The sequence below is a fragment of the Methanococcoides burtonii DSM 6242 genome, from assembly GCF_000013725.1.
GTDB lineage: Archaea > Halobacteriota > Methanosarcinia > Methanosarcinales > Methanosarcinaceae > Methanococcoides > Methanococcoides burtonii.
This window is the reverse complement of record NC_007955.1, coordinates 2,154,195-2,165,676: the sequence shown is the minus strand read 5'-3', so window position 1 is coordinate 2,165,676 and position 11,482 is coordinate 2,154,195. Positions and strand designations below refer to the sequence as shown.

General features: G+C 40.5%; 15 protein-coding genes. 13 read left to right on the top strand and 2 right to left on the bottom strand.

Annotation, left to right across the window (positions count from 1 at the left end; genetic code table 11):
• Positions 1-94 precede the first annotated feature (94 nt).
• The 9 genes from MBUR_RS10650 (at position 95) to MBUR_RS10610 (ending at position 4,679) form a co-directional block, all read left to right on the top strand.
• Positions 95-538: a hypothetical protein gene (locus MBUR_RS10650; protein ID WP_011500077.1), complete on the top strand. Its 444-nt coding sequence runs from the start codon at positions 95-97 to the stop codon at positions 536-538.
• 62 nt (positions 539-600) lie between these two features.
• Positions 601-969 carry a hypothetical protein gene (locus MBUR_RS10645; protein WP_011500076.1) on the top strand — a complete coding sequence of 123 codons (369 nt, stop codon included), beginning with the start codon at positions 601-603 and terminating at the stop codon, positions 967-969.
• Between the two features lie 6 nt (positions 970-975).
• Positions 976-1,725 (top strand): ABC transporter permease, encoded by a 750-nt coding sequence (locus MBUR_RS10640; protein ID WP_011500075.1) that lies wholly within the window; start codon positions 976-978, stop codon positions 1,723-1,725.
• A gap of 56 nt (positions 1,726-1,781) precedes the next feature.
• Positions 1,782-2,657: an ABC transporter ATP-binding protein gene (locus MBUR_RS10635; protein WP_011500074.1), complete on the top strand. Its 876-nt coding sequence runs from the start codon at positions 1,782-1,784 to the stop codon at positions 2,655-2,657.
• Between the two features lie 37 nt (positions 2,658-2,694).
• Positions 2,695-3,243: a hypothetical protein gene (locus MBUR_RS10630; RefSeq protein WP_011500073.1), complete on the top strand. Its 549-nt coding sequence runs from the start codon at positions 2,695-2,697 to the stop codon at positions 3,241-3,243.
• A gap of 7 nt (positions 3,244-3,250) precedes the next feature.
• Positions 3,251-3,589 carry a PLDc N-terminal domain-containing protein gene (locus MBUR_RS10625; RefSeq protein WP_011500072.1) on the top strand — a complete coding sequence of 113 codons (339 nt, stop codon included), beginning with the start codon at positions 3,251-3,253 and terminating at the stop codon, positions 3,587-3,589.
• Positions 3,586-3,954, top strand: coding sequence for a DUF4064 domain-containing protein (locus tag MBUR_RS13130; protein WP_011500071.1), 369 nt, complete (start codon positions 3,586-3,588; stop codon positions 3,952-3,954). Before MBUR_RS10625 ends, MBUR_RS13130 begins: the two co-directional genes overlap by 4 nt.
• A gap of 33 nt (positions 3,955-3,987) precedes the next feature.
• The gene (locus MBUR_RS10615) at positions 3,988-4,335 is read left to right on the top strand and encodes a potassium channel family protein (RefSeq protein WP_011500070.1); all 348 of its coding nucleotides are present in this window, start codon (positions 3,988-3,990) and stop codon (positions 4,333-4,335) included.
• Positions 4,332-4,679, top strand: coding sequence for a hypothetical protein (locus MBUR_RS10610; RefSeq protein ID WP_011500069.1), 348 nt, complete (start codon positions 4,332-4,334; stop codon positions 4,677-4,679). Before MBUR_RS10615 ends, MBUR_RS10610 begins: the two co-directional genes overlap by 4 nt.
• A 1,016-nt stretch (positions 4,680-5,695) precedes the next feature.
• Here MBUR_RS10610 and purL read toward each other — a convergent pair.
• Positions 5,696-7,843 (bottom strand): phosphoribosylformylglycinamidine synthase subunit PurL, encoded by a 2,148-nt coding sequence (gene purL / locus MBUR_RS10600; protein WP_011500067.1) that lies wholly within the window; start codon positions 7,841-7,843, stop codon positions 5,696-5,698.
• An 82-nt stretch (positions 7,844-7,925) separates the two neighbouring features.
• A complete protein-coding gene (locus tag MBUR_RS10595) occupies positions 7,926-8,279 on the bottom strand; it encodes a DUF192 domain-containing protein (RefSeq protein ID WP_011500066.1) in 354 nt (117 codons plus the stop codon).
• Positions 8,280-8,380: 101 nt separating this feature from the next.
• Here MBUR_RS10595 and yciH point away from each other — a divergent pair, with 101 nt between their 5' ends.
• The 4 genes from yciH to MBUR_RS10575 all read left to right on the top strand — a co-directional run bounded on the left by yciH (position 8,381) and on the right by MBUR_RS10575 (position 11,458).
• Complete coding sequence (gene yciH, locus MBUR_RS10590) at positions 8,381-8,689, top strand: stress response translation initiation inhibitor YciH (RefSeq protein WP_011500065.1); 309 nt, start codon at positions 8,381-8,383, stop codon at positions 8,687-8,689.
• A gap of 201 nt (positions 8,690-8,890) precedes the next feature.
• A complete protein-coding gene (locus tag MBUR_RS10585) occupies positions 8,891-9,250 on the top strand; it encodes a transcriptional regulator (protein WP_011500064.1) in 360 nt (119 codons plus the stop codon).
• Entirely contained in the window at positions 9,247-10,467 is a 1,221-nt protein-coding gene (locus MBUR_RS10580) for an Nre family DNA repair protein (RefSeq protein WP_011500063.1), read from the top strand. Before MBUR_RS10585 ends, MBUR_RS10580 begins: the two co-directional genes overlap by 4 nt.
• 43 nt (positions 10,468-10,510) lie before the next feature.
• Positions 10,511-11,458, top strand: coding sequence for a tetratricopeptide repeat protein (locus MBUR_RS10575; protein ID WP_011500062.1), 948 nt, complete (start codon positions 10,511-10,513; stop codon positions 11,456-11,458).
• Positions 11,459-11,482: the final 24 nt, after the last annotated feature.

Here is an 11,482-nt window from a genome sequence, read left to right as displayed (position 1 = left end):
CACGTATACCCAAAGGTAAGGTTAAGTTTGCAGTTTACACTATATAAACATAGCTTTGCCTTTGGTTTAAATAAATCAAAGAGGTAAAGAAAGAATGAAAATCAATATAAAATCTGGAATAGGTGCGCTGCTAACAGCAATGCTGCTGGTGAGCATGGCGTTTGCACCGGCCGTGAGTGCACAGCCAGCACAAGATGTAGTAAATGAACTAAAAATGGCTGATGACGGTGAAATAACACCACTATCAGTAGTAGGAACTACAGGTGAAGCAATTTGTGACGGATTGCTTGCAGCACTTTGGGCTTTAGATCAGGTTATCGATGACAATAGAATAGGCCAAGCTCAAGATAAACTAACTGATGCTGCTGAAGAATTCAGAAATGACAATATAACCAACGGTTTGGATTACCTTTCAGAAGCCGTATCCATAATATGGCAAATATTAAATTACTGGGGCTCGCAGATTGCCAGTTGGTTGTACAACGAGTTGGTCGATTTACTGAATGCAGCACAAAACTTCATAGATCAGTATTCCTAACTTTAAGACTATTGCTGGTGTTTCAACACCAGTATTTTTTTTAATTTTAAAGGAGCGATACAATGAAAACTGAAAAAGTATTGTTAACAGGAATACTATTTGGGATGATATTATTCGGCATTTTTAGTCTTTTAGAGATAGATCCAACATATGGAGGAATTGTTGGTGCGATACTTGTAGGCATAATCATTGGCAAAATAGCAGACAAAACTCCCGTCAAATATGCAGTTATTTCAATATTTACATACAATTTAATTGGATGGGTCACAACATTCCTATTTACCCTCGAAGGTAAGACTATACTTGGATATGGTGGAGGAGTTACCGGTGTATTTCTTGGCTTCATACTGATAATGACTATTTTCTATTCAATCATTGGATCAATTAGTGCATTTGTCACATATAATATGAAAACAGATAAGCAGGATTGAAACGTTATGGATTTTTCAAAAACACGGATTGTTGGAGAAGATGAGATATTAAGAGGTTCAAAAAACAAATATTTGTTTTTTGGCGGAACTTTTATCTTTCTTTGTTTCTTGGCGATACATTATAGTGCATCCATACTATCTTTATTCCCAAACAGTATGAATAATCTTACATACCATCTTATTCTTTATTTTGTAGTGTTAGTTATTGGGCCTTTTATGATTCTGGTAACATCTTTTGATTCCATAAGTAATGAAATGGAAACCGGTTCAATAAGATATATCATCTCAAAAATTGATCGCACATCATTTATATTAGGCAAATTTTTTGCTTTGTTCATTGTATTTACATCTGCTGCATTTGTAGTTGCAGTTATAGGCCAGATATATATATATTTTTCAGGTAATGGACTCCAATTAGAAAAAAGTATTATGTGGTGGGTATTTTCGAGTCTTTATTTGGGATGCTTTATAAGTATATTTATATTCGTTTCAACTCTTTCAAAAAACAATAAAACCTCGTTGACAATGGCGTTTGTATTTCTGGGTAGCCTTGTTTTCATTTTTCTTCAGGGTGATGACAATTATTTAAAATATCTCACGCCTTATTTTTATGGGGTTAAAAATATGGGAATTCTGAGCGGATTCCCTGATGAAATTGAATATACTGAAGTATTAAAAAGTATTTTTGCAATGTTAATATACACAACAGCATTTTTATCAATGAGCTTAGCTGCTCTCAAAAGGAGGGATTTATAATTTCTAATATTATCTCAACAAGAGGTCTACATAAAAAATATGGGTCTCAGTTTGTTTTGGAAAATATCTCTCTAAATGTGGAAAAAGAGAGTATCTATGGATTTTTAGGGAAGAATGGTGCTGGTAAAACGACTACGATAAAATTATTATCCGGTCTTTTGACACCTACGGATGGGAAGATAATTGTAGATGGTATGGATATGGATAGTGAATCAAGGGAAATTAAAAAGATTATGGGTTTAGTCCCTCAGGATTCAAATTTTTATGATGATAGAAATGCATTAAGTCATATGATCTATTATGGAAGATTAAAAGGTTTAAGCAAAAAGGAGGCCTTGGTGCAGTCCAATGCTTTATTGGAAAAGGTTGGCTTGGAAAAGGAAAAGCACAAACAGGTGATTTATTTTTCCCATGGTATGAAAAAGCGCCTTGGAATTGCTCAGGCTCTTTTGAATAACCCCAAAATATTGATTCTAGATGAGCCTACAAATGGACTCGATCCGGTTGGAATTCGACAAATCAGGGAGCTACTTTGCGAATGCAACAACAGCGGGATTACAATATTCATTTCATCTCATAATCTGCTAGAAATACAAGAAATATGTACTCATGTCGGAATACTGGATAAAGGAAAAATAATTGCAGAGAACAAAATTGAAGAAATTCGTCATTTTGAATCCAACGGCGTTATTACTGTGGGGCTTTATAACCTAGCTCCAAAAATAATAAATTTAATTGAGAGTTTGGAGTTTGTAGTTAAAACTGAATTGAAATCTGAACATGTTTTGGAAATATTTGTTAATTCCAAAGGAGATGTCAAACCAGAGATTAACAAGTTAATTGTTGAGAATGGTGGAAACGTTTTCAAGCTGATAGAAAATTCACTATCATTAGAAGATGCGTTCTTCAATGCCACCAATAAAAAGCACTGAAATGTTATGACTATGATGGGATTAGAGGGGGTTAATTTTGATAGAAATCATCTTTATATTGGGAATTGTTTTCTTTGCTTTTATGACTGTTTACAATGCGATTGCATACAGAAAAAATAAAACAAGTCTCTTACCAACAATATTCAGTTTTTTGCTGACCTTGATAACGCTACTTTTATTCCTAGAGCAATCTCTCCTGTGTATAACCATACTCATGTTAGCTGTATTCCTACTTTCAGTAGTAAAATACCCGATGATCTCAAAAATCCAGGAGAAACGATTCTTAAAGGAATTGGAGAAAACCGATCTCAACGAACCTCTTAAAATAATGGATTTTGTTGTTGGGATGAAAGGTTGGGGAAAAATCGCCGTTAAATATGGAGCAAGAAAGACAGCACTCATCTATTCAGTAAGTTTTTCGACCATTATAGGTCTCGGACTTCTATCCATGAGTATGCTAATTCCTGATTATGGAATGCGTGGATATTTAGTGCTGCAAATGACCCTGATTTTTACAGTACTCTTTTATTTTCAGATGCACAAGACATTAAAAAAATATCTTTATAGCATGATAGGGACTGACTAAAAACAGAATGCAAACTAAGATACATGTAAAATTAAAAAATAAGGGGGAGGATAAAGTGAACAAAATAAAATCCGAATGGACAGTCGCTGGACTTATGATACTAATTGCAATACTAGTATACACATTTTATATCGGTCAGCTATTATGGGGAATAATTGCAATAGTCATTCTTTTCTGTATATTCATGTTATGTGACTGTCTCCAAAGGAACACAGAGGATTTTCCCCACAAAGGAAAGCATGAGAAATTGATCTGGTCGATTGTGCTAATTGTCCTGAATTTTATAGGTGCAATTATGTATTACTTCCTGGTCAGGATACAGGATAACCAGGAGAGAATACCGTGAGCAAAAAAACTGAAACAATATTTGGAATCGCCGGTGGCTCTATTGGAGTCATCATAGCAGCTGTCATATTTTATGTAGCTATAATCAATATCTGGCCAGGCGGGGGAACCATGATGTATGGCACTTCTGAAGTTTTCGGAATTTCGGATCCTTTCGTGGTAATGATGGGATTTGGCACAGTGACACTAATATTGGGATTGATAGGAATTGCCGGAGGAATTGTTGCTAAAACGGACAAGAAAAAAGGTGGCAAATTAATGTTAGCATCCGGCATACTTGGAATTGCTCTATTCTTCTGGATGTGGATGCTCCCTGGACTATTACTTACGATTGGCGGAATTATAGCAATTCGGACCAGTGAATAAATAGTGTGAAAATAATTAGGGGAGTTTGATCAAATGCACAGCAGTCCCTTTACGCGAGTTTTACATGAAAGTTTCCGAAAAATAGTTTTATTCATATTTACTCTTCTGAGTTTAACAATAATATCAGGTGTTCTGATGTACTTTATTGAAGGAAGAACTGGCGGGTTTGCCAACATACCAGATAGTATTTACTGGGCCATTACAACGCTCACAACTATAGGATATGGGGATATAGTTCCTCAAACCGACATTGGAAGAGCAGTTAATTCAATAATTACACTGCTCGGATCAAGTATCATAATTATACCGATTGTTATTGTAATTGGCGAAATTTACAACTCACTCTATAAAGCGATCTCAGGGGGTTCCGAAGATAAATGAATCAAGACAAATACACTTCCGAACAAAAGAAATTCGATTCGCAAGCCCTAACAGATTCACGAATATGTCAGAAGGCGACCACATTTATCGGCATATATTTTTTGATTGTATTTGGTGGTATCGATGGAAAATATGAAAGTATCTTTTCCGCTGATCTCAATGGTAAAGCAGTGATCGTTGTTTATCCCGGAATATGTATTATTTCTAAAAATGATCAACTCCATATCTCTGGAAAATGGCACAGTGGAAAGAAGATCGGAGTGGATGATCGCTATATTAAGGCCAGTCGGGTAGAAAACGTGAGTTTAGGACTTGTTTTTGTTGCGAATAAGTCCATTATTTAAGATGCAACCAAGAATACACATGAAATTTATAAAAATATGGCTCTGTAGAAAACCTATCAAAATCAACATATTTAGACTGAAAGTGGGATTCGATTCCAACATCATGCAGTACATCCCATAATATTTTTAAATTGGATTAGTGTCCGAATATTGAGGATTTATCCATAGCCCATCATTACATATAGTCGATACTACATCCCTTCCCATAGACAAAGTTACGGTAAAGATATTACCCTTCTTGAGTTCACTGTCAGCATTGAATCTCCCGCCTTGTAGTTCTAAAAATTTCTTCACTAACGTAAGACCAATACCTGTTCCCCATATTTCTTTGTGTTTGAAGAATCCAGTTGCACAAATAAAGTGAACAAGCGGTCAATGTCTTTTGAAGACATACCTATTCCAGCATCCTTAACGAGCAAATCGAGGTAATATCCATTCAATTTTGCACCGATTACGACATTTCCCCATTTGGCAGAATCGGAATTTAGCAGGCTCAACATGCTAAGATGATTATTAATAAATGAACTGACAAGATCGACACTTAGACTTACGTTGCTTTTCCAATCCTGAAAAATTCACAGATACTATAGAACTGGATATGCCATTGATAGCAAATATTATTGTGATAAGTAAAAGTGTAATTGCAAGCAGGGTTTATGGTGAAAAAGCAGGATAATACTTAATAGCCTAATTTGACAGAAATATATATGTTATTATGTGAAAATGGACATCAAGTGACTGTTTTTTGCATACAATTTAATTTATCATATAGATTTTTAAAAATATATGTTGATGACATTTCTCCAATTATATTGTGTCGCTGCAATACTTTTTCTGAAAAGATACTGTTATAATTATCATACTCTGTCAAACAAAGGTTAATATATATTATAAGACTTGTTTTATAAATACGTACGCATCGTTAAATTACTTAAGGTCGGTAATAAAAATTATGACCGTTTACAAAAAGAGAACTTCAACATAAAGTTTTAAAATAAAAAGAGGGAGATGGAAAATTATTCCATCATCATTTTTGTAAGAGATGCTCTTGCATCTGATATCTCCTCAAGGGAGAGGGAGAGATCAAATCCATTTCCTTTTATGCTCAGGTTGTTGCCACCTACTGTTCCAATGACAGTATGAGGTACATCGGCAAGCATTTCTTTTACCTTTTCAGGAGAGGATGTTACAAGAATTGCTCTTGCGTGGGATTCGGAGAAAAGGACATCATCAGCACGCAGATTGTCGCCTACGGAGGTCAGATCGATCTCTGCACCGATAGAGTCACACATCTCAGAAAGGGCCACAGCAAGACCACCGGCAGATACATCGTGAGCAGCCACTACATTTCCATCCCTCACCACATTGATGAGCGTTTCAACGACCTTTACGGACTCATCGGTTACCTTTGGCACATTACCGTTGAGCCTTAGCCCGACCATGTTGTAATATTCCGAGCCACCCATTTCATCAAGGGTGTTGCCCACGAGGATGATGGTGTTGCCCTCCCCTGCAAAGTGGCTTTGAGGGACTGTTTCGAGTTCACCTGTGATACCGATAAGACCAATGGAAGGTGTTGGTGCGATGGCAGTGCCGTATTCTCCGCTTTCGTTGTAAAGAGAAACGTTCCCTCCGACCACCGGAATGGACAGGCTTCTTGCAGCGTCACCAAGACCGAGGATGGCCTGTTTGAACTGCCAGTAGATGTCAGGTCTTTCAGGATTTCCGAAGTTCAGGCAATCCACGAGTGCAATACCTTCAGCGCCTTTTACTGCAAGGTTCATACTATTCTCGATGAGTGTGCCTTTTCCTCCTTCGTATGGATCAAGAAGTGTGTGACGCGGATTGCATCCGCATGACATGGCAAGTCCCTTTCCATCGCCTATTCGAAGAACTGCTGCATCAGAGCCGGGTTTTTCCACGGTACGTACCTGTACTTCGTGGTCATACTGGCGATAGATCCATTCTTTTGATGCGATGTTGTGGGAGGAGAGGATATCAAGAACGACCTTCTTCATATCTGCAGGAAGGTCTGGTTTCTCACCGATCTCACGCTCTGGAGGAGCAGTGGATGGCCTTTCGAACGTTGGCGCACCTTCGGTGAGAAGCATTACCGGAATGTCAGCTACCATTTCACCTTCGAACTCAACAGTATAATAGAGACGTTCTGTAAGTTCACCTATCATGCTTGCATGGAGATCATACTTCTTTCCTATCGCGAGGACAGCATCGACATTCTCAGGTTCGACTTCCATCAGTATGCGTTCCTGAGATTCGGCGATCATGATCTCGTAAGGGGTCATGCCGTCTTCCCTGAGGATAACTTTGTCAGCTTCAAGACGCATACCGAGTTTACCCTTTGATGCCATTTCAGAGCTTGCACCTGCAAGACCTGCTGCACCAAGGTCCCTGCATGAGAGAACATAGCCTGCACCGATAGCTTCCAGTGTTGCTTCGATCGCAAGCTTTTCGGTGAATGGATCACCGATCTGTATACTGGGACGGTCTTCTGCTTCAGCTTCTTCGGAAAGGTCGCGGGATGCGAAGGATGCTCCGCCAAGACCGTCACGGCCTGTGGTAGAACCTATGAGGACAAGCTTGTTGCCTGCTTTCTGTGCACATGCGGTCACTATGTTCTCTTCGCGTGCCAGACCTACACAAACAACGTTCACCAGAGGGTTTCCACTGTAGGATTCATCGAAATATGTTTCGCCTCTGACAACGGGAACGCCAATACAATTACCATAGCCTGCGATACCTTCAATTATGTGCTCGAAAAGATAGAGGTTCTTAGGGGTGTTCAAAGGACCGAAATACAACGGGTCCATGAGTGCGATCGGACGAGCACCCATAGAAATGATATCGCGCACAATTCCGCCGACACCTGTTGCTGAACCATTATAAGGATCAACATATGAAGGATGGTTATGGCTTTCCATTCCAATAGCAAGTACCCAGCCTTCTCCAAAGCGGATGATCGCTGCATCGTCACCAGGACCTATGATAACACGATCTCCCACGGTGGTAAAGGTTTTCAGCAGGGGAGCACTGGAACGGTAGGAACAGTGTTCGCTCCAAAGATTCAAAAAGCATCCCTGTTCAACAAGGTTTGGTTCTCTGCCCATCTCTTCTGTTATGATCTTCAGGTCATTTTCAGGTAACATTTGTGCGCCTCATTATATAAGGAGTATGATCTAGGCTTAAATAAACCATCGATTAGATAAAGATTTCCAACGAGAACGAAATTCAAGTTTCATCGAAGAGAAGATGGTCACCAACCTTGAGGCCATTGGAGGAGATAGCACCTGATGGTAGCTCTATAACATACCGTATCTTTTCACCAGAGTCGGCAATGCCTATCCATGGTCTGAGATGGGTGGTCTTGACGATTATTTTATCTTCATTGAGAAAAAGGACATCGATAGGAAACGGAACAAACAGCATGTGAAGAGATATTTTCCTGAGAGAGGAAAAGATGAAGACCATAGCATAGCTATCGTGGACCGAACGTCTGAACATAAGGCCTTTAGCTTGCTGGAACATGCTTTTTGCATAATCGACATCTGATGAGATGACATCACCATTAGATTTTAATAGCATAGTGGGATACATAAAAGATGTCTGTTTACTATTTATAAATAGCATACAGAATAATAATTTATTACTATAACGCAATAATTTTGCGGAGGAAATACTAGAAGATGAGTTCAGAAATGTGCCCGGTTTGCGGTTTGCCATCAGAGCTATGTATCTGTGAAGAAGTGGCAAAGGAGCAACAGAGAATTACAGTGAAAGTGAATAGACGAAGATATGGTAAAGAAGTTACAGTAGTAGAAGGATTCGATGCCAATGAGATCGACCTCCACGAACTATCAACATACCTAAAATCTAAGTTTGCATGCGGAGGAACTGTGAAGGGCAGTGCCGTAGAATTACAAGGCAACCATCTGAGTCGCATGAAAGCCGTTCTTGTAAAGAAAGGATTCTCTCCTGAGCAGATCAAAGACTGAAGTTGACTTCAAAAAGCAGGACTGTCAGATAGCCCTGTTGATTGTTTTTTAAACAATAATAATGGACGGTCCGTGGCCATACCATTGCTGGTATTGATCACAGGTCCTTTTTTTGAATTATGAACGTCCGTCCGAGTGCAGAGATGCCGGTCATCAATACTGCCAAAGAAATCAAATAGGACGAGTGAAGGATATAATAATATGAAACCTACCTGCGAGATAATGGTTCAGAGAGTTTTGCCGGCAATAAGAGCCGGACTTGCGCGTTCCATGATGATCGAACACGGATGTACACAGCAACAAGTAGCAGACATTCTCGGATTATCACGGGCTGCTGTATCCCAATACGTGAGTGAAAAAAGGGGTGCAGAAGTCGGTTTTTCAGAAGAGACCAATGAAGAGATCAGGAAATTTGCCACAGATCTTGTCAATGAGATGCCTGCAAAGGCCATGAACGCGGGTATGTGCAATGTCTGCAAGTTCGTACAGCGTTCAGGCTGGTTGTTCAAAAATGCACCGGAAGCAGAATATTGCATACTATGTAAAGATGATGATAATTGAGCAAAAGTCTATGCATCCAATGTAAAGGAAAAGGGCTTTGCGGAAGACCCCTGTGTCCAATTCTTGAGAAGTTCAGGTCTGCCGAAAAGACCACAACTTCGATATCTTCAGATGGTTCTATTTTTGGTGCTTCCCCGCCAGCAGTCTTTGTGGGAAGATACGGTTACCCACAGGTCAAGGCCGGACCAATGATCCCGCCACAGGTGGATGCTAAGGATGCAATGGCACTGGAAGACCCTAAGCATTGGCTTTCGATGGATATCCAGGACATCATATCTGCCAGATGCCAGCTAGTCCGGGCAAATACGACCATAGATGTGAAAAATGCGAACAGACCGGATAAGCTTCTGGAAAAATCACAGGAACTCGCACTGTCAAAATCACCCATCGATACAGAAGCATGGTTCACCAAACCATTGCAACAAGACCTGAAGTTTGACAGTGTACTAACTCCCATGGGCCCTTCCGGGACCATGAAGGACTTTGATATTGCAGAGAATCCCAAGGTCCCGAAAAAAGTAGATCATCTTGCATACGACACAGATGCTCTTGCAAAGGATGCTGTGTGTGAACTTTTTAAAGGGGATATCCCCACTGAACATATTACAAGATTGCTTTCCATAGGCTTGTTGGGACAGGAACGGAAACTTGTACCTACCCGCTGGGCAATTACCGCCACAGATGACATGGTCGGGAAGGACATCACCGACCGTGTGATAGACCTACCCCTTATCAGTGAGATATCAGTGTTCAGCGGAGGATGTTTCGGGAACTATTTTGAGATACTCATGACCCCCCGCAGATATTCTTACGAGCTGCTCGAGATATGGATGAAAAGCTCGGTCTGGTCAGGAGATTCTTCATGGATAGGGCAGGACATGGAGGACATTAACGGTAAAAAGGGATATTCGAACCTTGCCGGAGGATATTATGCCGCACGTATAGCCGCTCTGGAACATCTTGAGAAGATACAAAGACAGGCATCAGTATTTATGATACGGGAAATAACGCCTGAATACTGGGCACCGCTCGGGGTATGGGTGGTCCGCGAGGCTGCCAGAAATGCATTGTCTTCCATACCACGAACGTTCGAGACCATTGAAGAAGCACTGGATGACATGGCAACGCGAGTGAGAACGCCTTCGAAGCAATGGAAGGCAAAGGCAAAGATGCTTTCAGACATTCGATTCCAGAGAACACTGGACTCTTTTTTCTAAATCCTCCGCAAGACATTAAAATGGTATTGCACAATTGGTGATTATGTCCGAACCTAAAAGTGATATGTCCCCTCAAGAACTGGCAGATTTTCTGATAAACAAAGTAATGTCATTGTGCAGGGAAAGCCACCTCGATCAGGCACTGGAAGTTGTGGAACAGGCGATCAAACATGCGCCCGACCCAACGCATGCCCTGCTCATCAAAGCGCGGATACTCACCGGCCTTCACCTCTATGATGACGCCCTTGCGACGACCAATGAGGCATTGGCCCTTGGAGAAGATATCGATGCGCTCAAATTGAAAGGTAATATCCTTGCCATCAAGGATGACCTTGAGGGCGCACTTGAGATATTTACGAATATCACAGAGATAGCACCCAAAGATGCTGAAAGCTATTTCCTGAAAGGCGGAATCCTTGCGGAAATGGGAAGGGCGCAAGAGGGTATTGAGGAATTTGAACACTCGTTAGAGATAGATCCGAGCATTGAACATGTGTGGTACAGTAAGGGAATGTTGCTTCTCGAATCTGAAAGATATGGTGCTGCCATTTCAACTTTTGAGAAAACAATGGAACTGACAGAAGACTTCGTCGAACCGATCTTCTTTACAGGTATTGCTCACAGGAAGCTTGGGCAGGCAAAGGAAGCGATAGAATGTTTCCATTCGGCAGCCGAAATGTGGGAGTTAAAGGCCCTTGTTAGCAGGAACACTGAGCCATACGAGAAAGCACTCGGAGCGATCGAGAATGCTCTTGAGCTCGATGTCGCTAACATCGACATGTGGAGAACAAGGGGTAAACTGCTTTACAAGCTTGGTCACAAACAGGAAGCAAAAGCCATCCTATCAAATGCTGCCGAGCTCTGTGTACAGGAAGATAATTACAATGATGCCATTAAGACATACGATATGCTGATCGAGCTGGACCCCGAGGACGAGGATGCAAAAAAGGCACGTGAAGAGATTATTTCCGCAGCAACAAATAATGATTGATACATTTATCACATGTGTGACATT

What these genes read in the sequence shown, in the direction of transcription:
- MBUR_RS10645 (WP_011500076.1), top strand. Translation starts at nt 601, where the DNA reads ATGAAAACTGAAAAAGTATTGTTAACAGGAATACTATTTGGGATGATA.
- MBUR_RS10650 (WP_011500077.1), top strand. Translation starts at nt 95, where the DNA reads ATGAAAATCAATATAAAATCTGGAATAGGTGCGCTGCTAACAGCAATG.
- MBUR_RS10585 (WP_011500064.1), top strand. Translation starts at nt 8,891, where the DNA reads ATGAAACCTACCTGCGAGATAATGGTTCAGAGAGTTTTGCCGGCAATA.
- purL (WP_011500067.1), bottom strand. Translation starts at nt 7,843, where the DNA reads ATGTTACCTGAAAATGACCTGAAGATCATAACAGAAGAGATGGGCAGA.
- MBUR_RS10610 (WP_011500069.1), top strand. Translation starts at nt 4,332, where the DNA reads ATGAATCAAGACAAATACACTTCCGAACAAAAGAAATTCGATTCGCAA.
- MBUR_RS10625 (WP_011500072.1), top strand. Translation starts at nt 3,251, where the DNA reads ATGCAAACTAAGATACATGTAAAATTAAAAAATAAGGGGGAGGATAAA.
- MBUR_RS10640 (WP_011500075.1), top strand. Translation starts at nt 976, where the DNA reads ATGGATTTTTCAAAAACACGGATTGTTGGAGAAGATGAGATATTAAGA.
- MBUR_RS10575 (WP_011500062.1), top strand. Translation starts at nt 10,511, where the DNA reads ATGTCCGAACCTAAAAGTGATATGTCCCCTCAAGAACTGGCAGATTTT.
- MBUR_RS10595 (WP_011500066.1), bottom strand. Translation starts at nt 8,279, where the DNA reads ATGCTATTAAAATCTAATGGTGATGTCATCTCATCAGATGTCGATTAT.
- yciH (WP_011500065.1), top strand. Translation starts at nt 8,381, where the DNA reads ATGAGTTCAGAAATGTGCCCGGTTTGCGGTTTGCCATCAGAGCTATGT.
- MBUR_RS10615 (WP_011500070.1), top strand. Translation starts at nt 3,988, where the DNA reads ATGCACAGCAGTCCCTTTACGCGAGTTTTACATGAAAGTTTCCGAAAA.